This is a genomic window from Sphingomonas sp. PvP018, assembly GCF_017876865.1.
Lineage (GTDB): Bacteria > Pseudomonadota > Alphaproteobacteria > Sphingomonadales > Sphingomonadaceae > Sphingomonas > Sphingomonas aerolata.
In genome coordinates this window covers 388170-408436 of the sequence record NZ_JAGIOU010000001.1, presented here as the reverse complement: position 1 = coordinate 408436, position 20267 = coordinate 388170, and the positions used below count along the sequence as shown (strand labels likewise).

The 20267-nt window shown below is 65.7% G+C and carries 21 protein-coding genes; 14 read left to right on the top strand and 7 right to left on the bottom strand.

Going from position 1 to position 20267, the window contains the following annotated elements; genetic code table 11:
- The first annotated feature begins 63 nt into the window (after positions 1 to 63).
- From J3A66_RS01610 to rsmA, 3 genes are read left to right on the top strand one after another with little or no spacing between them, the layout of a single operon-like run.
- Positions 64 to 1473, top strand: a complete 1410-nt coding sequence (locus J3A66_RS01610; RefSeq protein ID WP_081874043.1) for a peptidylprolyl isomerase — start codon at positions 64 to 66, stop codon at positions 1471 to 1473.
- A gap of 7 nt (positions 1474 to 1480) precedes the next feature.
- Positions 1481 to 2491: a 4-hydroxythreonine-4-phosphate dehydrogenase PdxA gene (gene pdxA / locus J3A66_RS01605; protein WP_209566667.1), complete on the top strand. Its 1011-nt coding sequence runs from the start codon at positions 1481 to 1483 to the stop codon at positions 2489 to 2491.
- A complete protein-coding gene (rsmA, locus tag J3A66_RS01600) occupies positions 2488 to 3339 on the top strand; it encodes a 16S rRNA (adenine(1518)-N(6)/adenine(1519)-N(6))-dimethyltransferase RsmA (RefSeq protein ID WP_209566666.1) in 852 nt (283 codons plus the stop codon). The genes pdxA and rsmA overlap by 4 nt, the downstream gene beginning before the upstream one ends.
- A gap of 11 nt (positions 3340 to 3350) precedes the next feature.
- On the opposite strand, the gene J3A66_RS01595 is transcribed toward rsmA, so the two are convergent.
- The 3 genes from J3A66_RS01595 to guaB form a co-directional block, all read right to left on the bottom strand.
- Positions 3351 to 3851 carry a tetratricopeptide repeat protein gene (locus tag J3A66_RS01595; protein WP_209566665.1) on the bottom strand — a complete coding sequence of 167 codons (501 nt, stop codon included), beginning with the start codon at positions 3849 to 3851 and terminating at the stop codon, positions 3351 to 3353.
- Positions 3852 to 3883: 32 nt separating this feature from the next.
- A complete protein-coding gene (locus J3A66_RS01590) occupies positions 3884 to 5071 on the bottom strand; it encodes an RsmB/NOP family class I SAM-dependent RNA methyltransferase (protein WP_209566664.1) in 1188 nt (395 codons plus the stop codon).
- Between the two features lie 173 nt (positions 5072 to 5244).
- Positions 5245 to 6702: an IMP dehydrogenase gene (guaB, locus tag J3A66_RS01585; RefSeq protein ID WP_031393400.1), complete on the bottom strand. Its 1458-nt coding sequence runs from the start codon at positions 6700 to 6702 to the stop codon at positions 5245 to 5247.
- A gap of 120 nt (positions 6703 to 6822) precedes the next feature.
- Here guaB and J3A66_RS01580 point away from each other — a divergent pair, with 120 nt between their 5' ends.
- Both J3A66_RS01580 and J3A66_RS01575 read left to right on the top strand, forming a co-directional pair.
- Positions 6823 to 7815, top strand: a complete 993-nt coding sequence (locus J3A66_RS01580) for an SPFH domain-containing protein (protein ID WP_209566663.1) — start codon at positions 6823 to 6825, stop codon at positions 7813 to 7815.
- Positions 7815 to 8252 (top strand): NfeD family protein, encoded by a 438-nt coding sequence (locus tag J3A66_RS01575; protein WP_209566662.1) that lies wholly within the window; start codon positions 7815 to 7817, stop codon positions 8250 to 8252. The genes J3A66_RS01580 and J3A66_RS01575 overlap by 1 nt, the downstream gene beginning before the upstream one ends.
- A 112-nt stretch (positions 8253 to 8364) precedes the next feature.
- Here the strand turns inward: J3A66_RS01575 and J3A66_RS01570 are convergent, their stop codons facing one another.
- Positions 8365 to 9975: a phosphoenolpyruvate carboxykinase gene (locus J3A66_RS01570; RefSeq protein WP_209566661.1), complete on the bottom strand. Its 1611-nt coding sequence runs from the start codon at positions 9973 to 9975 to the stop codon at positions 8365 to 8367.
- A gap of 202 nt (positions 9976 to 10177) precedes the next feature.
- On the opposite strand from J3A66_RS01570, the gene J3A66_RS01565 reads away from it, so the two are divergent.
- The 7 genes from J3A66_RS01565 to J3A66_RS01535 all read left to right on the top strand — a co-directional run bounded on the left by J3A66_RS01565 (position 10178) and on the right by J3A66_RS01535 (position 15422).
- Entirely contained in the window at positions 10178 to 10885 is a 708-nt protein-coding gene (locus J3A66_RS01565) for a response regulator transcription factor (protein ID WP_031393404.1), read from the top strand.
- A gap of 1 nt (position 10886) precedes the next feature.
- Positions 10887 to 12470: a stimulus-sensing domain-containing protein gene (locus J3A66_RS01560; protein WP_245336658.1), complete on the top strand. Its 1584-nt coding sequence runs from the start codon at positions 10887 to 10889 to the stop codon at positions 12468 to 12470.
- Positions 12460 to 12915, top strand: coding sequence for an aldolase (locus tag J3A66_RS01555; protein ID WP_209566659.1), 456 nt, complete (start codon positions 12460 to 12462; stop codon positions 12913 to 12915). The genes J3A66_RS01560 and J3A66_RS01555 overlap by 11 nt, the downstream gene beginning before the upstream one ends.
- Positions 12912 to 13829, top strand: a complete 918-nt coding sequence (gene rapZ / locus J3A66_RS01550) for an RNase adapter RapZ (RefSeq protein ID WP_209566658.1) — start codon at positions 12912 to 12914, stop codon at positions 13827 to 13829. Before J3A66_RS01555 ends, rapZ begins: the two co-directional genes overlap by 4 nt.
- Before the next feature lie 16 nt (positions 13830 to 13845).
- Entirely contained in the window at positions 13846 to 14253 is a 408-nt protein-coding gene (locus tag J3A66_RS01545; RefSeq protein WP_031393408.1) for a PTS sugar transporter subunit IIA, read from the top strand.
- Complete coding sequence (locus J3A66_RS01540; protein ID WP_031393409.1) at positions 14250 to 14525, top strand: HPr family phosphocarrier protein; 276 nt, start codon at positions 14250 to 14252, stop codon at positions 14523 to 14525. Before J3A66_RS01545 ends, J3A66_RS01540 begins: the two co-directional genes overlap by 4 nt.
- 99 nt (positions 14526 to 14624) lie before the next feature.
- Positions 14625 to 15422 (top strand): RNA methyltransferase, encoded by a 798-nt coding sequence (locus J3A66_RS01535; protein ID WP_209566657.1) that lies wholly within the window; start codon positions 14625 to 14627, stop codon positions 15420 to 15422.
- A 9-nt stretch (positions 15423 to 15431) separates the two neighbouring features.
- Here J3A66_RS01535 and rmuC read toward each other — a convergent pair whose 3' ends face one another.
- From rmuC to recR, 3 genes are all read right to left on the bottom strand, one after another.
- Complete coding sequence (rmuC, locus tag J3A66_RS01530; protein ID WP_209566656.1) at positions 15432 to 16895, bottom strand: DNA recombination protein RmuC; 1464 nt, start codon at positions 16893 to 16895, stop codon at positions 15432 to 15434.
- Positions 16896 to 17364: 469 nt separating this feature from the next.
- Positions 17365 to 17889 (bottom strand): peptide deformylase, encoded by a 525-nt coding sequence (gene def, locus J3A66_RS01525; protein ID WP_209566655.1) that lies wholly within the window; start codon positions 17887 to 17889, stop codon positions 17365 to 17367.
- Positions 17890 to 17947: 58 nt separating this feature from the next.
- On the bottom strand, positions 17948 to 18544 hold the full coding sequence (gene recR, locus J3A66_RS01520) for a recombination mediator RecR (RefSeq protein WP_031393413.1): 597 nt from the start codon (positions 18542 to 18544) through the stop codon (positions 17948 to 17950).
- Positions 18545 to 18596: 52 nt separating this feature from the next.
- On the opposite strand from recR, the gene fmt reads away from it, so the two are divergent.
- Both fmt and truA read left to right on the top strand, forming a co-directional pair.
- Entirely contained in the window at positions 18597 to 19523 is a 927-nt protein-coding gene (gene fmt, locus J3A66_RS01515) for a methionyl-tRNA formyltransferase (protein WP_209566654.1), read from the top strand.
- Entirely contained in the window at positions 19520 to 20260 is a 741-nt protein-coding gene (truA, locus tag J3A66_RS01510; protein ID WP_209566653.1) for a tRNA pseudouridine(38-40) synthase TruA, read from the top strand. Before fmt ends, truA begins: the two co-directional genes overlap by 4 nt.
- Positions 20261 to 20267: the final 7 nt, after the last annotated feature.

Sequence of the window (20267 nt, the reverse complement as noted above, 5' to 3'; positions counted from 1 at the left end):
CAGCTAAGCCAGGGTAGGCCGCGCGGCACGTGCGATGATACGCGATGATGGGATACCGACACCTTGAAGCATGATGTTCGACTGACGGCGCGTGGTGGCCGCGTAATCGGCGCTGTGGTCCTTGCCGCACTGACCGCAAGCGCCATTGCCCAGACCGCGCCAACGCCTGCGCCCGCGCCCGCTGGAGGATCCGGCCAGACCGTGTCCGATCAGAGCGTGCCCGACAATACCGGGCTTAACCTGCCGACGAACCTTCAGATCTTCGGCAAGGTCGATCCGAACGTCCGCAAGCCGACGGCGATCGTCAACGATTCCGTGATCACCGGCACCGACGTCGATCAGCGCGTCGCCTTGATCGCGATGGCCAATGAGGGCGCCAAGCTCTCCCCCGAAGACCGCGATCGGTTGAAGCTCCAGGTCCTACGGCAGCTGATCGACGAGACGCTGCAGATCCAGGAGGCAAAGACCGCCGACATCACGATCACGCCCGCCGAACTGACGCAGAGCTATGACGCGGTGTCGAAGCGGTTCAACCGGACCCCTGCCACCATGGCGGCCTATCTGCGGCAGACCGGCTCGTCGGATCGCTCGCTCAAGCGTCAGATCGAAGGCGAGTTGGCCTGGCAGCGCTATCTGCGGCGCCGTGTCGAGCCCTTCGTCAACGTCGGCGACGAGGAGGTCAAAGGCATCATCGACCGCCTCGAGGCGGCCAAGGGTACGGACGAGTTCAACCTGAAGGAAATCTACCTCGCCGGGAATGCGACGAACGGGCAACAGGTCTATGCCAATGCCCGCCAGCTGATCCAGGAAATCCAGAAGGGCACGCAGCCGTTCGAGTCCTATGCGCGGCAATTCTCCGAGGCGTCGACCCGCGCGGTCGGCGGCGACCTTGGCTGGGTTCGCGCATCGACGCTGCCGCCGGAGCTCGCCCAGGCGACGCAGTCGATGCAGGTCGGCCAGGTGGCCGGTCCGATCGAGGTGTCGGGCGGCTATTCCATCCTGTACCTGACCGACAAGCGCCAGGTGCTGACCGCTGACCCGCGCGACGCGCGGCTCAGCCTGAAGCAGCTGACGTTGCGCTTCCCGCCCAACACCTCGCAGGCGCAGGCCGCAGCCCGTGCCGAGGCGTTTGCGAGGGCTACAAAGGATCTGCGCGGGTGTGGCACCGTCGAAAAGGTAGCCGCCGGCATCGGCGCCGACGTTGTCGACAATGACACGGTCCGGATCCGCGATCTCCCGCCGCAGCTTCAGGAGGTGATGCTCAAGTTGCAGGTCGGCGAATCGAGCCCGCCATTCGGGTCAGCCGAACAGGGCGTACGTGCCCTCGTCCTGTGCGGACGCGACGATCCGCAGTCAGGCAATCTGCCAAGTTCGGAACAGATCCAGGGACAGCTCGAGCAGCAGCGCGTCAATCTGCGCGCCCAGCAGAAGCTGCGCGATCTGCGTCGTGACGCCGTCGTCGAATATCGCTGATCCTGGCATGCCGCAGTCGCGCCCCCTCGCCGTCTCGATGGGCGATCCTGCGGGGATCGGACCTGAAATCATCGCCAAGGCTTGGGCTGCGCGTGTTGCGCACGACCTGCCTCCTTTCGTTGCGATCGGCGACATCCGGGCGATCGAGCGGGTCTGGTCCGGGCCCGTGGTCCGGCTCTCGGATCCTGCCGAAGCGGCCTCGGTATTCGGCGGTGCGTTGCCGGTCCTGAGCGTCGAGGACGCGGGCGAGATCGCGCCCGGGAATCCGGATGCTGAGGGCGCCCGTTGCGCCTTGCACGCGCTCGAGCTTGCGGTGGGACTGGTCAAGACCGGAGCAGCACGCGCACTGGTCACGGGGCCGGTATCGAAGGCAAAGCTTTATGCGATTGGTTTCACCCATCCCGGGCAGACCGAGTTCGTCGCTGAACGGTTCGGCGTCGCGGGCGAGAATGCCGTGATGATGCTTGCCGGCCCGTCGCTCCGTGTCGTGCCGATCACGACGCATGTACCGCTCAGCGACGTCGCATCCCTTCTGTCGATCGATCTGATCGTCGCAAAGGGGCGGGCAACGGCGCGCGGGTTGACGCGGAACTTTGGCATAGGGGTCCCAAGGCTCGCCTTTGCCGGGTTCAATCCGCACGCGGGCGAACAGGGCGCGCTCGGCCGGGAGGAGATTGATATCATCGCCCCGGCGATCGAGCTGCTGCGCGCGGAGGGCATCGATGCGACCGGGCCTTTTGCGGCAGATACCTTGTTCCATCCGCGCGCGCGCGCAACCTATGACGCGGTACTTTGCTGCTATCATGACCAGGCGCTCGTGCCGCTCAAGACCATCCATTTTGACGAAGGCGTCAACATCACGCTCGGGCTGCCTATCGTGCGTACGTCGCCTGACCACGGCACGGCATTCCCGATCGCCGGTAAAAACCTCGCCGAACCGGGTGCCATGATCGCGGCGATCGCGATGGCCGGCCAAGCATCCGATCGGCGTGCCGCGCAAAGCGCCGAAAGTCGATGATCGCCCCGGCAACGGCCCTCCCCCCGCTGCGCGAGGTGATCGCGCGGCATGGCCTCAATGCCAGCAAGGCGCTGGGGCAGAATTTCCTGTTCGACGGGCAATTGCTGGCGCGCATCGCCGCTGTGCCGGGTGACCTGCACGACGCTGAAGTCCTCGAGGTCGGCCCAGGTCCCGGTGGACTGACCCGCGCTTTGCTTGCGGCGGGTGCGCGCGTGACGGCGATCGAGCGGGATCACCGCTGTATCCCGGCGCTGGCCGAACTGGGCGACGCGTTCCCGGGGCAGTTGACGGTCATCGAGGGCGATGCGCTGGCGATCGACGCACCGGCGTTGTTCAAGACAAAGCCACACATCGTCTCCAACCTGCCCTATAATGTCGGTACCGCCTTGCTGGTCGGCTGGCTGTCGGCGGATTGGGTGCCATGGTGGCAATCGCTGACGCTGATGTTCCAGAAGGAGGTCGCTGAACGGATTGTCGCGACCACCAATAGCGACCATTACGGACGTCTGGCGGTGCTGGCACAATGGCGAAGCGCGTCGCGGATCGCGATGCCGGTCCACCGATCGGCCTTCACGCCGCCACCCAAGGTCATGTCCGCGGTCGTCCACATCACGCCACAGGCCGCGCCCGAGGGTGTCGAATTCGCCCTGCTCGAACGGCTGACCGGCGCCGCCTTTGGCCAGCGTCGCAAGATGCTCCGCCAGAGCCTGAAGTCGGTGCCTGGTGCTCTCGATGCGCTGGAGCGGATCGGGATCGATGGGACGCGACGCGCAGAGACCTTGTCGGTGCTGGATTTCGTGGCACTGGCGCGCGCTGCGAAGACACGGCCGCTCACCGTCAGCGGCTGAGGTCTTTCCGCTCAGTCCTTGGCGGGGGTCGCGGGCTTTACGACCTGCGCAGTCGTGATGGGCGGCCCCTTGGCGATGATCGCGGCAAGCTGCACTGCTTCGGGACACTGACCCTTGCAGATAGTGCGGATCTTGGCGAGGTTGTCGCGGGCCCGGACGACCGCGCCCTTCATCACCAACGCACTGCCCTGCCCCTGCAACGCGGTGACGTCATTCGGTTCGAGCAGCAGCGCCTCGCGGTAACGGCGGATCGCCTTGCCCGGCAGTTCGCGTGCCTCTGCGACCCTGCCCAGTTCGACGAACGCCGCGCGATTGCGCGGATCCACCGCGACCGCGGTTTCGAGCATGTCGGTCGCACCGTCGAGATTGCCGGCCGCCTTGAGGCTTCGCCCCTGCGCGAGCAGTTGCAACGACCGCGCATCAATCTGCGTATCGGGCCGTTGGCCACTCAGTGACGTCGATACGGACACGACCGTCAGCGCGGCGGCAACGGCAACGGTCGAAAAACGCATGATGGTCTCCAGGCGGGGCACAGCGGGTTTGGCTAGCATGGGCTGATAAGGCGCGCGACAAAAAATCCGTCGGTGCCGTCGCGGCCGGGCTCGAGGCGAACCCCGTGGCCATGGACAGCGCCTGCGGGCAACGACAGCGACTCGGTCGTCCAGCCGGGATGCGCGCCCAGGAACCACGTAACCTGGTCCGTGCCTTCCGCATCGAGCAGCGAACAGACGATATACACCAATGCACCGCCCGGTTTGACAAGCGTTGCCGCGACCGACAGCACCTGCTGTTGGGTCGACTGCAATCGGGAGACGCGGTCGGGCGTCAGGCGCCAGCGCGCCTCGGGATTGCGTCGCCACGTGCCTGTTCCCGAACAAGGCGCATCGACGAGCACGCCGTCCGCACGGCCTGCCCATTCGCTCAACGCCTCGATCTCGCGGGTCGGGTTGAGCAACTGCGTTGCGATGATCGCCGCGCCCGCGCGGGTCGCGCGCGGCGCCAGCCGTGACAGCCGGTTACGATCGGTATCGCAGGCAAGGAGGGTACCCGTGTTCGCCATCATTGCGGCGAGCGCGAGCGTCTTGCCGCCCGCGCCTGCGCAGAGGTCGACGATCCTTTGGCCGGGCTTGGCCTGCATCGCGAGCCCGACGATTTGGCTGCCCTCGTCCTGGACTTCCAGCGCACCCTCGTTGAACAGCGGCAATGCCTCGACATTGGTGCCGGTTGGTAGCCGGATTCCGTCGGGAGCGTGCGGTGTCGCCTCAGCCTCGGGCAATGCGGTGAGCACGGCGGGACGATCCGCGACGAGCGTGTTGACGCGCAGGTCGAGCGTCGCACGCCCGGCAAGATCGGTGAGCGCCGCGCCATCGAGCCCCGATGCCCGCAACGCCTTGGTCAGCCATTGGGGCGCGACGCCGGCGCGTGCGCGCGGTTCGTCCTTGCCGATCGGCGCTGGTGCATGGGTAGAGCCGTCGAAGGTCGCGGCCAGCGCGGGGTCGGCATCAGCGACCAGCAGCATCGCGGCACGACCGTCCTCAGGCCGATCCCCTGCCTTGCGGATCGCCGCATAGACGAGCTCACGCACCGCGCGACGGTCCTTCGACCCCGCATAGCGACGCGTGGCGAAGTAGCGCGCGATCAGCGTGTCGGCTGCCGCGCCGCTCTCCCGGGCAGCGGCGATGATCTGGTCAAGCAGTTCGATCGCGGCCTGGGTCCGTGCCGACGGGGTCAAGGCCGGCCTCCCGGGACTGCGCAATATCGGGTAGTGATTTGGTAGGGGATCATCATCATCCCCTGCCCCTACCCCCTCCCGGACGCAGAAGGGAATGATTTCAGGTATCCGCTCGCCACATTCCCGGCCGGCGGGCCCTCCCGATCCCGTTGCGGCATCGGGAGGCGTCGATGCTAGCGCGTCGGGTAGTTCGGGGCCTCGCGCGTGATCGTGACGTCGTGGACATGGCTCTCCATCAGGCCGGCACCGGTGATCTGGACGAATTCCGCGCGTGCCTGCAGATCCGGAATCGTCGCCGACCCGGTATAGCCCATCGCTGCCTTGATCCCGCCGACGAGCTGGTGGACGACGTCGCGTGCCGGCCCCTTATACGCAACCTGCCCCTCGATACCCTCGGGAACCAGCTTCAGCTGGTCCTTGATATCGCCCTGGAAGTAGCGATCCGCAGACCCGCGACCCATCGCGCCGACCGACCCCATCCCACGATAGGATTTATACGCGCGCCCCTGGTAAAGGAAGGTTTCGCCCGGCGCCTCGTCCGTCCCGGCGAGCAGCGACCCGATCATCACGGTCGATGCGCCCGCGGCCAGCGCCTTGGCCATGTCGCCCGACGTGCGGATACCGCCATCCGCGATCACCGGTACGCCGGCCTTGTGACCGGCTTCGGCGCAATCCATCACGGCCGTCAACTGCGGCACGCCCACGCCAGCGACCACCCGCGTGGTGCAGATCGACCCGGGGCCGATGCCGACCTTGATGCCGTCCGCGCCCGCGTCGATCAGCGCGCGGGTCGCGTCGCCCGTCGCGACGTTGCCGGCAACGACCTGGACCGAGTTGGACAGTTTCTTGACCCGCTCGACCGCACGTCCCACATCGCGGTTATGACCATGCGCCGTGTCGATGACGATCAGGTCGCATCCGGCGTCGACCAGCTGTTCCGTGCGATCGAAGCCCTTGTCGCCGACGGTCGTTGCCGCGGCGACACGCAGGCGGCCCGCTTCGTCCTTGGTCGCGTCGGGGAACATGACGGCTTTTTCGATATCCTTGACCGTAATGAGGCCGACGCAGCGATACTCGGCATCGACGACCAGCAGCTTTTCGATACGCCGCTGGTGCAGCAGGCGGCGCGCTTCCTCTTTGCCGACCTCGGTCGACACTGTTGCAAGGTTCTCGTGAGTCATGAGTTCGCTGACCGGCTGTTGCGGGTTCCCGGCGAAGCGAACGTCGCGATTGGTCAGAATCCCGACCAGCTTGCCATCCGACTCGACGACCGGAATGCCGCTGATCCGATGGCCGGCCATCAACGCCTGCGCTTCGCCCAGAGTGGCGGTCGGCTTGATCGTGATCGGGTTGACCACCATCCCCGATTCGAACCGCTTGACCTGACGGACCGCGACAACCTGTTCCTCGATCGTCAGGTTGCGGTGCAGCACGCCGATACCGCCGAGCTGCGCCATGACGATCGCCATGTCCGCTTCGGTCACGGTGTCCATCGCGGAGGACAGGATGGGAATATTGAGGGCTATCCCCCGCGTTACCTGGGTCCGCGTGTCCGCCTGGCTTGGCAGCACGTCCGATTCCCCCGGATATAGAAGGACGTCGTCGAAAGTGAGGCCGAGGCGGATATCCATGAAAGCTGCCGATCCTGGGTGTGGGGTGGCGCGCCATGTAACCAAAGCGGGCGCGCACGGCTAGGCCCCTCTTCGCACGCCGTGCTATAGCCGGGCACTACACGCATGGGGGATATTCCGATGGGGTTGATTGTCGCCGGGCTCGCAGTGGCGCTGGTGCTGTTCTATTTGATGACCAGTATCAAGATCGTACGTCAGGGCTATCAGTACACGATCGAACACTTCGGCAGGTTCACGACAGTCGCGCGGCCCGGCTTCAATTTCTATCCGGCGTTTTTCTACCGCGTAGGGCGGAAGGTGAACATGATGGAACAGGTGATCGATATTCCCGGGCAGGAGATCATCACCAAGGACAATGCGATGATATCGACCGACGGGGTCGTGTTCTTCCAGGTGCTGGATTCGGCCAAGGCCGCCTATGAGGTGTCGGACCTGTATCAGGCGCTGCTGCAGCTCACGACGACCAATCTTCGCACCGTCATGGGCTCGATGGATCTCGACGAGACGTTGAGCAAGCGCGACGAGATCAATGCGCGATTGCTGAGCGTCGTCGACCACGCAACGACGCCCTGGGGGGTCAAGATCACCCGGGTGGAGATCAAGGACATTCGTCCGCCCGCCGACATCGTCAACGCCATGGGCCGCCAGATGAAGGCCGAGCGCGAGAAGCGCGCGAATATTCTGGACGCGGAAGGCTCACGCGCGTCGGAGATCCTTCGGGCAGAGGGCCAGAAGCAGGCACGGATTCTGGAGTCGGAGGGCCGCAAGGAGTCGGCCTTTCGTGATGCCGAAGCGCGCGAGCGCGCGGCCGTTGCCGAAGCGTCGGCCACCCGGGCGGTGTCGCAAGCGATCGAAGAGGGCGGCGCGCAGGCGATCAACTATTTCATTGCGCAAAAATATGTCGAGGCAATCGGCAAATTCGCCACGTCGCCCAATGCGAAGACGATCCTGTTTCCCGTCGAGGCGACCCAGTTGATGGGAACGCTGGGTGGCATTGGCGAGATTGCGAAAGATGCCCTGCGCGACACGGTGCAGTCGGCCACCCCGCCAGCGAAGCCCGCACACAAGGGACCATTTGAACTGTCGAACGCCAACGAGGTGCCGAAAAGCTGATGTATGAGATCGGACCGGCCGTCGCATGGCTGATCGCTGCGCTGGTGTTGGGGATCGCGGAACTGGCTGTTCCGGGAGTCTTCCTGGTCTTCTTGGCGATCGCCGCGGCTTTCACCGGGGTGATGGCGTTCGCGCTGCCGGACCTGCCGGTCGCCGTACAGCTTGGCGCCTTCGCGGTGTGGAGTGTGGTCGCGGTCACGATCGGCAAACGATGGTATCGTGACTATCCGGTCGAGGGCGGGGATCCGCTGCTGAACAACCGCGCGGCGCGGTTGATCGGCCAGATCGTGATCGTCGAGACCGCGCTCGTCGACGGCCATGGCCGCGTTCTCGTTGGTGACGGCAGCTGGCCCGCACGGGGGCCCGACGCGGCGGTCGGCACGCGGGTCAGGATAGTCGCGGTGATGGACGGCGCGGTGGCTGTGGAACCTCAGTAGACGGGCGTCGCAACGTCTCGGACGGTCCGCTCAATTTCGATGGCCGGACCGGGAACGGCTAAACGCCGAGTCCCGATCCGGCACGCGCAATTCTATCAGGCTGCGCGCGCGGTCAGGCGGCTTCGGTCACTTTCGGCGCCGCCTGCATCACGCTGGCATCGACGTGTTCCGAGAACTGCGCGAAGTTCTCGACGAACAGATCGACCAGCTTTGCCGCTGTCGCGTCATAGGCATCGGTATCTGCCCATGTCGTCCGCGGATCGAGGATGGCATCGTCGACGCCCTGTACGCTCACCGGAACCTGAAACCCGAAGTTCGGGTCCGTACGGAATTCGGCAGTCTTCAGACTTCCGTCCAGCGCGGCGTTGAGGAGCGCACGCGTCGCCTTGATTGGCATCCGGCTGCCGACACCATATTTGCCCCCAGTCCAACCTGTATTCACCAGCCAGCAATCCACCCCGCCGCGGGCGATCCGCGCCTTCAGGAGATTACCATAAACCGAGGGATGCCGCGGCATGAACGGAGCGCCGAAACAGGTCGAGAACGTCGCATCGGGCTCGGTCACGCCGATTTCGGTGCCAGCGACGCGCGCCGTATAGCCCGACAGGAAATGATACATTGCCTGATCCGGCGTCAATTTGGCAATCGGTGGGAGCACGCCATAGGCATCGGCGGTCAACATCACGATGTTCCGTGGAACCGGACCCATATTGTCCGCCGAGCTGTTTGGAATGAAGTCGATCGGATAAGCACCTCGGCTGTTCTCCGCCAGCGTGTGATCGTCAAGATCAAGCAGGCGTGTCGTGGGATCCATCACGACATTTTCGAGAACTGTTCCGAACCGCTTCGTCGTCGCGAAGATCTCGGGTTCGGCATCGGCCGACAGACGGATCATCTTGGCGTAGCATCCCCCTTCGAAGTTGAAGACGGCGGTATCGGACCAGCCATGTTCATCGTCGCCGATCAGCGTTCGGCTGGCATCAGCACTCAATGTCGTCTTGCCGGTGCCAGAAAGCCCGAAAAACACCGCGGTATCGCCGTTTGCGCCCATGTTTGCCGAACAATGCATCGGCATCACGCCGGCCGGCGGCAGGAGGTAGTTGAGAAGGCCGAAGACCGACTTTTTCATCTCCCCGGCATATTTCGTACCCCCGATCAGGATAAGCCGATCGGTGAAATTGACCGCGATGACGGTTTCGCTGCGGCAGCCATGCCGCGCAGGATCGGCCTGAAAGCTGGGCAGATCGATGATCGTATAGTCGGCAACGAAGTCTTTCAGCGCCGACGCTTCCGGACGGCCAAGCATCGTGCGGATGAAGAGATTGTGCCAGGCAAGTTCCGTAACGACGCGAACATTCACCCGGTGATCGGGTTGTGATCCACCATACAGGTCCTGGACGAACAAGGTATTCTTTTGCGCCAGCGCGGCGTAGATATCCGCCTTCAATGCGGCAAAATGCCCGGGGTCCATCGGCTTGTTGCTCTTGCCCCACCAGACGGTCGCGTCGGTTTCAGCGTCGCGGACAATGAACTTGTCCTGAGCCGAACGTCCGGTATGGGCGCCCGTTTCGACGACCAGGGGCCCGTCGGCGGACAGACGCCCCTCACCCCGGTCGAGCGCGGCTTCGACCAGCTGCGCGGTCACCAGATTCCAGTGCACCTCCGCATGTGTTTCAATTCCCTGCGCATCGAGCCCTGAGGCAGGGGTTCGCAAATCGGACACGGCATCTCTCCATAAGACACTTGCGCATACGTATGTATGTCGTTGAGGCTCGATCTAGGCGGGCCTGTGATCCGGGTCAATTCGACCGGAGGGCGTGCAACTCACGCCGCGGTCTGGTGTACCCCGGTTGAGTACGCTAGCACTTTGCCCTACGCAGCCCGAGATTTATCCCGGCGGGCGCCAAGAAGATGACAGCCAGACCATGACGGCAACGATCGCGCTCGTCGATGACGACCGAAACATCCTGACGTCCGTGTCGATCGCCCTTCAGACCGAAGGGTTTGTCACGCGGGTCTATTCGGATGGCGAGACCGCGCTGAAGGCCTTGACGGACAATCCCCCCGATCTGGCGATCTTCGACATCAAGATGCCCCGCATGGATGGTCTGGAATTGTTGCGGCGCCTCCGCGAAAAGAGCCAGATTCCCGTCATTTTCCTGACCAGCAAGGATGACGAGCTCGACGAGGCGCTTGGCCTTGCGATGGGGGCGGACGACTATATCGCCAAGCCGTTCTCGCAGCGGTTGCTGATTGCGCGGGTTCGGGCGATCCTTCGTCGCGCGGAGCTTACCCGGTCGCCCGGCACGGAGACGGAGGCCGAGGCGGCCGGTCCGCTCGACCGGGGGCGGCTCAGCATGGACCCGGCGCGCCACCGGACCCTGTGGGCAGGGGAGCCCGTGACGCTGACGGTGACGGAATTCATGATTCTCGAAACGCTCGCGCAGCGGCCGGGTATCGTCAAGACGCGCAACCAGTTGATGGACGCCGCCTATCAGGACGACATCTATGTCGACGACCGGACGATCGACAGCCACATAAAGCGGCTGCGTCGCAAGTTCCGACAGGTCGATCCAGATTTCGACGCGATCGAAACACTGTATGGGGCAGGCTATCGGTTCTCCGAGGATTAACATGGGACGGAGCGATCCGCGCGACGACGTGGGCGATCGAACCGAGGATGACGGTCGCGATCTGACATTACGCTGGTCGGGTCAGATCTCGCTCACGCGGCGCATCCTCGCCGTCAATATCTTTGCGCTCCTGCTGCTCGCAGGCGGCTTTTTCTACCTCGATTCCTATCGCAGCCGGATCGTCGACAGCCGCGTCGCGCAGGCCGCACGCGAGGCGCGGCTGATCGGTGAGGCAATCGCCGCAGTCGATCCGGCGCTGCGTGAGCCGCTCATCGTTCGGCTGGCGCAGGATACGGGCTCGCAGATCCGGGTCTTCGACCGCGACGGGCAGATCATCAAGGACAGTCGCGCACTGGGGCTGCGCAGTTTCGTGCTGCACGACCCGGACAAGGAAGACTGGGGGCAGGATGCCGCGCGCTTTCTCGACGCGGTCATCGACGTGGTCGTGATGGCGCCCCGCGCACCGCTTTACCGCGAACGCGGCCCGCGCCAACGCTGGCCCGATGTAGAGGACGTGCGGCTGCGGCATGGGATTTCCACGACGGTCTGGCGCGCACCTGACCGCACCCCGGTGATAACGGCAGCAGCCCGCGTGCCAGGCGGCGGCGTGGTGATGACGACGGTGAACGCGCGCGATATCACGCGCACCGTGCGTATCGAACGCTTCCGCCTGAGCATGGTGCTGTTGCTGGTCTCAATCGTGTCCGTGCTGCTGTCGCTGTTCCTTGCACGAACCATCGTCCGCCCCCTCCGCCGTCTCGCTCGGGCGGCGGTGCGGGTGCGGCTCGGGCGCGCGCGCGAAGTCGTGGTCCCTCGACTGCCGTCGCGCCGGGATGAACTAGGCATGCTTGCCAGAGCGCTGTCGGACATGAGCCTGGCGCTCAGGGCCCGCATCGACGCAACCGAAGCCTTCGCTGCCGATGTTACGCATGAAATGAAGAACCCGCTGGCGTCGCTACGGTCTGCGGTGGAAGGGCTGTCACGCGTGCAGGATCCCGCCCTCCAGGAGCAGCTGATGGCGATCGTGCGAGATGATGTCCATCGACTAGATCGGCTGATCTCCGACATCTCCGACGCGTCGCGACTCGACGCACAGCTCAGCCGGGCAAAGTTCGAACCGATCGACATGGTTAGCCTGATCGACGGCTTGCTGTCGCAGCGCCTCGCTCGCGACGTCGAACGTGAAATCCGCTTTCGCTTCGACCGCAGCGACGATGGCCCGTTCGTTGTGCTCGGCGAAGGCGCCCGGCTCGAGCGTGTAATCGAGAACCTTATCGATAACGCGGTATCCTTCTCGCCCGACCGCGGCCTGATCACGTTGTCCGCAATGCGCGGCGCGCACGAGGTCGTCCTTCGTGTCGAGGATGAGGGCCCGGGCGTCCCTCCAGACGCACGCGATGCGATCTTTCGCCGCTTCCACTCGGTCAGACCTGACGGCGAAGCCTTCGGGCGTCACTCCGGATTGGGGCTCGCCATTGCGCGCACCATCGTCGAGGGGCATCAGGGCACGATCACCGTCGAATCGCGCGAGGATCGGCTGGGCGGTGCCCGGTTCGTAATCCATCTGCCGCTGTATGCACGATGAGGGAGCCCTAGTTCTGTCTGTCCTCTCGTCCGATCGCCTGCATGCGACGACCGTCTCGATCGGCGGCCAGGGCGTCCTGCTGGAAGGACCTTCCGGCATCGGCAAGTCCGACCTCGCCCTTCGCCTTATCGACCGCGGCGCAATGCTGGTCAGCGACGACCAGACCATCGTGGTGCGCTCGGGTACCCGGTTGCTGGCACACCCACCCGCGTCCATCGCAGGCCGGATCGAGGTTCGCGGCCTCGGCATTATCGTCATGCCCTATGTTGTCGACATACCCATCGCCTTGCTCGTACGGCTAGGAAGCCAGGTTCCGCGGATGCCCGAGCAAGAGGCACGGCGGATCGCCGGCATCGATATCCCGGTCCTCCTGCTCGAACCACTCCAGGCGTCCGCTCCACTGAAGGTTGAACTGGCTCTGACACACGGAATTTTCGCCGCATGACGCGCCAATCAAAGCCGATCCTGCTGATCACCGGCATGTCGGGCGCGGGCAAATCGACCGTCCTCAAGACGCTTGAGGATCTGGGCTGGGAGATCGTCGACAACCTGCCGCTGATGCTGCTCGATCGGCTGCTGGATACGCCGCGCGCACAGGGACAAATGGATGATTCCACCCCCCTGGCGATTGGTATCGGGTCGCAAACGCGCGATTTCGATGCCGATCGCATCATCGGGCGCATCCGCGATCTGCGCGATCGGCACGGTCTGGAAATTGGGACGCTGTTCCTCGACTGTTCGGGGGTAGAACTCGAGCGACGCTATTCCGAGACGCGGCGGCGGCATCCGCTAGCCCCCGATCGCCCCGCGGGCGACGGGATCGCGCGCGAGCGTGAAATGCTGCGGCCGCTGCGCGACTGGGCGAACCGGTTGATCGACACGACCACATTGGCGGCCAACGAGCTGGCGCAACAGATCCGCCACAGCTTCGCGCAGGACGATCAGGGCGCCCCGACATTGTCGATCCAGTCGTTCGGCTTCGCGCGCGGGCTACCCCGCAACGCTGACCTCGTTTTCGACATGCGGTTTTTGCGAAATCCGCATTGGGATCCGCAGCTGCGTCCTGGGACCGGACTGGATGCCGAGGTTGCGGAATATGTCATGGCCGATCCGACCTATGAAGCCGCTGTCAGCCGCATCGAGGATCTGCTGCTCCTGCTGCTGCCGCGCTACAAGGCGGAGGGCAAGTCCTATGTCAGCGTTGCGATCGGGTGTACCGGAGGGAGACATCGATCGGTTCATGTTGCCGAACGGATCGCCGGACGGTTGCGCGCAGAGGGTTTTTCGCCCACGGTAAACCATCGCGACCTGGGGGCCGCGCCGCAGGACTCGCTTGAGGGACCACCGGTCGGCTTATGAGTATGAAGCGTCTGATATGATCGGCCTAGTTTTGGTGACCCACGGGCGGCTCGCCGACGAGTTCGTGACCGCAATGGTCCATGTCGTCGGCCCGCAGGAACGTGTCGCGGCAATCGCGATCGGCCCGGATGACGATATGGAGGAACGCCGCGCGGATATCGCGACGGCGATCGCCGAGGTCGATGCGGGGCGCGGCGTGATCGTGCTGACAGACCTGTTCGGCGGTACCCCGTCCAACCTTGCCATCTCGCTGATGGAGCGGGGCCGGGTCGAAGTGATCGCCGGAATGAATCTGCCGATGCTGATCCGGCTGGGGTCAGCACGCAAGGCTATGACGGTCGTGGCGGCGGTCGCTGCCGCGCGCGAAGCCGGCCGGAAATATATATCCGTCGCATCCGAGGTTCTTGGCGAGGCGGCAGCGTGACCGCGGTCGCGCGCACGGTCCTGATCACCAACCGCCGGGGATTGCATGCCCGGGCCAGCGCAAAATTTGTCACGCTTGCCTCCTCGCAACCTTGCGACGTGCTGGTCGAGAAGGACGGCGCGGGGAGCGTGACGGGAACGTCGATCATGGGGCTGATGATGCTCGGGGCCGCGATGGGCGATTCGATCGTCATATCGGCGACCGGCGACGGCGCGGACGAAACCGTTGCCCGGCTGGTCGAACTTGTCGAAGCCAAGTTCGGCGAGGATTGAACCCCCTTCCCCGCAGCGCTTGCCGCGCCGGGTTGCGACGGGCATGAGCGGCGCGTGCTGACCAACCTCCCCTGTTTCCGCGCGCCGAAGGGCCGATAAATGCCTCGCGAAATTACCGCTTTCTCGAACCCGTTGATCAAATATGTCCGCGATCTTCGCGACAAGCGACATCGCAAGGCCGCGCGCCAGTTCCTTGCCGAGGGATTGCGGATCTTGACCGAGGCTCGCGAGACCGGCCGCCTGCCCCGCACGCTCTTTTATGCCGCCGCAAGCGCCAACCACCCGCTGGTGCACGCGCTGTCGGTGGATGTCGAGGAGGCGGGCGGCGAATCGATCCAGACGACGCCCGACATCCTGTCCAAGCTGTCGGGCAAGGACAATCCGCAGGCGGTGGTCGGCGTGTTCGATGAGTTCGACGCGGCACTCGAGGATCTGGACCGGACCAGTGCGGGGATCTGGCTGGTCGCCGAGCGCCTGCGGGATCCGGGCAATCTCGGCACGATCCTGCGGACCGGCGATGCCGTCGGGGCGGGCGGGCTGATCCTGATCGGCGAGTCGGTCGATCCGTTCTCGGTCGAGGCGGTGCGGGCGAGCATGGGGGCGCTGTTCACCATTCCGGTCGTCAAGACCGAGTGGGCGCCGTTCGAGGCCTGGCTCCGGAGCGGTCCCGGGCAGCTGGTCGGGCTGAGCCTCGACACCGAGACCGATTACCGGGCGGCGACGTACGGCGCCCCGACCTTCCTGCTGACCGGCAACGAGGCGCAGGGCATGCCGGCAGAGATGGCCGCAGGCTGCGACACGCTGGTCAAGATTCCGATGCTGGGCAAGGCCGACAGCCTCAACGCCGCGGTCGCCACCGCGGTGATGGCCTATGAAGTCCTTGCCCAACAGCGTTGAAAACGCGGGTTAGACGTCTGCGGTCTCCGGTTTCTCGATCAATGCCGGCCCCTCGCCCAGCGCCAGCGCGTCGATCGACGACACGTCCTCGAGATCGCGCGCGCCGGTCTCGATATTGAGGTCGCGGAACTTGCGGCCGGTGACCATCAGGCGGCCGTTGAACGAGTTGGTGAAGCCGTTGAAGTTCTTCACCGCGCTGTTGAGACCGACCCCGACCTTGCGCAGATCGTCGGCGACCTTGGCGAGCCGGTCGTGCATCTCCTTGCCGAGCTCGCCGATCTTGCGCGCCTCGTTGGCGAGCTTTTCCTGCCGCCAGACCGCAGCAACGGTCCGCGCGATCGCAATCAGATTGGTAGGAGTGGCTAGCAACACCCTCTTTTCAAAGGCGAAATCCCAGAGCGTCGGATCATGTTCGAGCGCGGCGGAGAGGAAATGTTCGCCGGGGACGAACATGATCACATAATCGGGCGTATCCGCGAACTGGCTCCAATAGGCCTTGTTGCCGAGCCCGTTGACGTGCGCGCGCATCGACGCGGCGTGCGCCGCCAGACCGACCAGCCGCTCGGCCTCGTCGACCGCACCGAACGCATCCTGATAGGCGTTGAGCGAAACCTTGGCGTCGATGACGAGTGCGCGGCCGCCGGGGACGCGGATGATCGCATCGGGGCGAAGCCGGGCACCGGCGCGCTCATCGGCATCACCGACCGCAACGCTGACCTCGGTCTGGAAGTCGGTATGTTCGCTGAGGCCGCAGGTTTCGAGCACGTTCTTCAACTGCTGCTCGCCCCAGCGGCCGCGCGACTTGGGCGCATTGCGCAGCGAATTGACGAGCTTGGCGGCTTCGGTCGAGACCTTTTCCTGGCCGAGCCGCATCTGCTCGATCTGCCCCTTGAGATCGCCGAACGCGTCGCGGCGCTCCGCCTCGACCTTGGCGACGCCCTCTTCATAGCGCTGCAGCCGGTCGCTGACGGGCTGGAGCATCGACTTGAGGTTCTGCCCGGCGGATTCCTCGGACTGGCGGAAGCGGGCGTCGGCGCGGTCGAGGAAGGTCTTCTGCGCGTCGCTCAGCAGCTTGTTGGCGACGTCGCCGAACTGCGCGGCCATCACGTCCTTGGCGTCGCGCAGCTCGACCAGCCGCGCCTCGAACGCCTCGCTGCGGGCATGCTCGGTAGCGAGTTCGGTGCGCGCGGCGTCGCGGTCGGCGCGGATCGTCGCGAGATCGGTACGCAGGCGGTCCGCCTCCCCGGCGCGTTCCGCATTCTGCGCGCGCAGCGTGGCGAGATCCTGAAGCGCGGCATTGCGCTCCTGTTCGACCGCGTCGCGTGCGGTGCGGACCAGATCATAGTCGGCGGCTCTGGTCTTGGCGACCGCGAGATCGCTGGCGAGTGCGCCGGCACGACGCGAGGCCAGCAGCCAGCCGAGCAGCAGCCCGGCGGCGGCGGCGAGCAGCGCGACGATCACAAGCTCGGTCATGCCAGCGTCCCAATGTTGCGAATGTTGAGACGATAAGCGTGTTTTGCGCCGAGATTCGTACAATTTCCGGCTGCGGGACCGGCCATGCAGAGTTTTGGCGCGGGCGGCTGGGGGGGCACGGTCTGGAAGGTCATCTTTGGAACATAGCACGAACGACGGGGGTAGGACAGAGCGATTTTCCTACCTTCGGGCGTTGGCCTTGGTCGCTACTGCAGCAGAGTTGGGCTTGGCGGGCGGTAGTGCGTGATCGCCGGGGACGTGCCAACTGGGCCCCGGCCTTCGCCGGGGTGGTGCTTTTGGGGGTGCGCGGCCCCTCGCTGCGGAGCTATCGGAGGTGGGCGCCGGTGTTTGCTGGGCAGTGTTCTTGGCGTGTGCCGCCCGCGATTGCGGGGGGCATCTCTGCCTGGGCCCCGGCCTTCGCCGGGGTACTGGTCTGGGTTGGCCGGTCGGCTTAACGACCGGCGCCGGGTCAGCCGAGCTTGCGGGCCTTGGCGAGTTTCTTGAGGACCATGTCGCGCTTGAGGCGGCTGATGTGGTCGATGAAGAGGACGCCGTCGAGATGGTCGATCTCGTGCTGCATGCAGGTCGAGAGCAGGCCGTCGAGCTCTTCCTCATGCGCGGCGCCGGTCTCGTCGAGCCACTTCACGCGGCAGCGGGCGGGGCGGACGACCTCGGCATATTGCTCGGGGATCGAGAGGCAGCCCTCGTTATAGGTCGACATCTCTTCGCTGACCGAGAGGATCTCGGCGTTGATATAGGCCTTGGGATTTCTGATCGGCTTGTCCTCTTCGTCCTTCTCTTCCTGAAGGTCGATGACGAGAACGCGCTGCTGCACGCCGACCTGAGTCGCGGCGAGGCCGATGCCGTTGAAGTCGTACATCGTCTCGATCATGTCGGCGACGAGCGTACGGGTGGAATCGTCCACCGACGCCACCGGCTCCGCGACGAGGCGCAGGCGGGGATCGGGGATTTCGAGAACGGTCATGACGGTCATGCTGCGCAGCTAGGTTCCGCGGGTTGAGCCGTCAAGCATTTGGGTTAGGCCGCGACGATCAGGCCATCGGGCGACGCGCGCGCAGCGCCTGGGCGAGCGTGCCCTCGTCGAGATAGTCGAGCTCGCCGCCCACCGGAAGCCCGTGCGCGAGCTGCGTGACGCGGACGGGGAAGCGTTCGATCCGTTCGGCGATGTAATGCGCGGTGGTCTGGCCTTCGAGCGTGGCGTTCATCGCGAGCACGACCTCGTCGATCCCCCCCGCCTCGATCCGGCGGACGAGATTGTCGATGCTGAGATCCTCGGGGCGGATGCCTTCCAATGCGGACAAGCGACCGCCGAGCACGTGGAAGCGACCGGGGAACAGCCGCGAGCGATCGAGCGCCCAGAGATCGGCGACCTCCTCGACGACGCAGAGCGAGCGCTGGTCGCGGCGCGGGTCGGCGCAGATCGCGCACGGGTTGGTGGTGTCGACATTGCCGCAGACGCTGCAATTCTCCAGCCGCTCGTCGACCGCGGTCAGCGCCTCGCGCAGCGGACCCAGCGCGGCGTCGCGCTTCTTGAGCAGATGCAGCACGGCGCGGCGTGCGGACCGGGGGCCGAGGCCGGGGAGCCGGGCCAGCGCCTGCGTCAGCGCCTCGATCTCGGGGGATGCCATCGCAACCAGATAGGGGGTTGCGTCGCTCCCCGCCAGCGTGTTCGAGAGGGGCATGCGGATCATCTTCATGGGAACGCCGGACTTCGCGGTGCCGGTGCTGGAGGCTCTCGTCACGGCGGGGCATGAATTGGTGGCGGCCTATTGCCAGCCGGCACGACCGGGCGGGCGACGCGGGCGCGAACTGGTGCCGTCGCCGGTCCAGGTCCGGGCGGAGGCGCTGGGCATCGCGGTGCGGACGCCGGTGTCGTTCAAGGCGTCGCTGCCCGAGGGGCTTGAGGCGCGGGAAGCGTTTGCGGCGTTGGGGGCGGATGTGGCGGTGGTGGCCGCCTATGGCCTGATCCTGCCGCGCGCGGTGCTCGAGGCGCCCCGGCTCGGGTGCCTCAACGTCCATGGCTCGCTGTTGCCGCGGTGGCGCGGGGCGGCGCCGGTGCAGCGCGCGATCCTCGCGGGCGATGCGGAGACGGGCGTTGGGATCATGCAGATGGAGGCCGGGCTCGATACCGGGCCCGTCCGGCTCGAGGGGCGGACGCCGGTCGCGGGCAAGACCGCGGGCGAGCTGACCGCGGAGCTGTCGGCGATGGGCGCGCGGTTGATGGTCGAGGTGCTGGGCGATCTTGACGCCTACCCTGCCCGGCCGCAGCCCGAAGACGGCGTCACCTATGCGGCCAAGATCGACAAGGCGGAGGCGCGGATCGATTTCGAGCGGTCGGCGGTCGAGGTCGAGCGGCTGGTGCGCGCGATGAATCCGGCGCCCGGCGCATGGTTCGAGGTCGCCGGCGAGCGGGTGAAGGTGCTCGCGGCGGACGTGTTGCCGTTCAGCTTCCTGGGGTGCGAGGGGCTGACCGTGAACGCCGAGCTGACGATCGGGTGCGGCGACGGTGCGATCCGGCCGACCCTGGTACAGCGGGCCGGGCGCGGCGTGACATCGGCCGAAGAGCTGCTGCGCGGGTTTGCGATTCCCTCGGGGACCCAGCTTTGACGCGGTTCGCGCTGACGGTGGAGTTTGACGGCCGGCCGTTCATGGGCTGGCAGCGGCAGAAGCATGGGCCGAGCGTGCAGGCCGCGCTCGAGGCGGCGGTGCTGAAGATGACCGGCGAGACCGTGGCGGTGCAGGCGGCGGGGCGGACCGATGCGGGGGTGCACGGGATCGCGATGCGCGCGCATGTCGATATCGCCAAGCCGGTCGCGGCGTTCCGGTTAATGGAGGGGCTGAACGCGCTGGTCAAACCGGCGCCGGTTTCGGTGCTGGCGTGCGAGGTGGTGCCCGACGCCTGGCATGCGCGGTTTTCCTGTATCGGCCGGTCGTATGAATACCGGATCGTCAACCGGCGTGCGCCGCTGAGCTTCGAGGCGGGGCTGGCGTGGCAGGTGCCGCAGCCGCTCGATGCGGAGGCGATGGCGGAGGCGGCAAGCGCGCTGGTCGGGCGGCACGACTTCACGACGTTCCGGTCGGCGCATTGCCAAGCGGACAGTCCGATGCGGACTTTGGACCGGCTGGATGTGGTGCGGGAGGGCGAGCGGCTGTTCGTTTACGCGGCGGCGCGGTCGTTCCTGCATCACCAGGTGCGATCGATGGTCGGGTGCCTCGCGCTGGTCGGCATGGGGCGCTGGGCGGTCGGGGACGTCGCGGACGCGCTGGCGGCGAAGGATCGGGCGATGCTGGGGCTCAATGCACCGCCCGATGGGCTGTTCTTCGTGACCGCTGTTTATCCGTAAAGAGACA

What these genes read in the sequence shown, in the direction of transcription:
- pdxA (WP_209566667.1), top strand. Translation starts at nt 1,481, where the DNA reads ATGCCGCAGTCGCGCCCCCTCGCCGTCTCGATGGGCGATCCTGCGGGG.
- rsmA (WP_209566666.1), top strand. Translation starts at nt 2,488, where the DNA reads ATGATCGCCCCGGCAACGGCCCTCCCCCCGCTGCGCGAGGTGATCGCG.
- J3A66_RS01595 (WP_209566665.1), bottom strand. Translation starts at nt 3,851, where the DNA reads ATGCGTTTTTCGACCGTTGCCGTTGCCGCCGCGCTGACGGTCGTGTCC.
- guaB (WP_031393400.1), bottom strand. Translation starts at nt 6,702, where the DNA reads ATGGATATCCGCCTCGGCCTCACTTTCGACGACGTCCTTCTATATCCG.
- J3A66_RS01580 (WP_209566663.1), top strand. Translation starts at nt 6,823, where the DNA reads ATGGGGTTGATTGTCGCCGGGCTCGCAGTGGCGCTGGTGCTGTTCTAT.
- J3A66_RS01575 (WP_209566662.1), top strand. Translation starts at nt 7,815, where the DNA reads ATGTATGAGATCGGACCGGCCGTCGCATGGCTGATCGCTGCGCTGGTG.
- J3A66_RS01565 (WP_031393404.1), top strand. Translation starts at nt 10,178, where the DNA reads ATGACGGCAACGATCGCGCTCGTCGATGACGACCGAAACATCCTGACG.
- J3A66_RS01560 (WP_245336658.1), top strand. Translation starts at nt 10,887, where the DNA reads ATGGGACGGAGCGATCCGCGCGACGACGTGGGCGATCGAACCGAGGAT.
- J3A66_RS01555 (WP_209566659.1), top strand. Translation starts at nt 12,460, where the DNA reads ATGCACGATGAGGGAGCCCTAGTTCTGTCTGTCCTCTCGTCCGATCGC.
- rapZ (WP_209566658.1), top strand. Translation starts at nt 12,912, where the DNA reads ATGACGCGCCAATCAAAGCCGATCCTGCTGATCACCGGCATGTCGGGC.
- J3A66_RS01545 (WP_031393408.1), top strand. Translation starts at nt 13,846, where the DNA reads ATGATCGGCCTAGTTTTGGTGACCCACGGGCGGCTCGCCGACGAGTTC.
- J3A66_RS01535 (WP_209566657.1), top strand. Translation starts at nt 14,625, where the DNA reads ATGCCTCGCGAAATTACCGCTTTCTCGAACCCGTTGATCAAATATGTC.
- rmuC (WP_209566656.1), bottom strand. Translation starts at nt 16,895, where the DNA reads ATGACCGAGCTTGTGATCGTCGCGCTGCTCGCCGCCGCCGCCGGGCTG.
- def (WP_209566655.1), bottom strand. Translation starts at nt 17,889, where the DNA reads ATGACCGTCATGACCGTTCTCGAAATCCCCGATCCCCGCCTGCGCCTC.
- recR (WP_031393413.1), bottom strand. Translation starts at nt 18,544, where the DNA reads ATGGCATCCCCCGAGATCGAGGCGCTGACGCAGGCGCTGGCCCGGCTC.
- fmt (WP_209566654.1), top strand. Translation starts at nt 18,597, where the DNA reads ATGCGGATCATCTTCATGGGAACGCCGGACTTCGCGGTGCCGGTGCTG.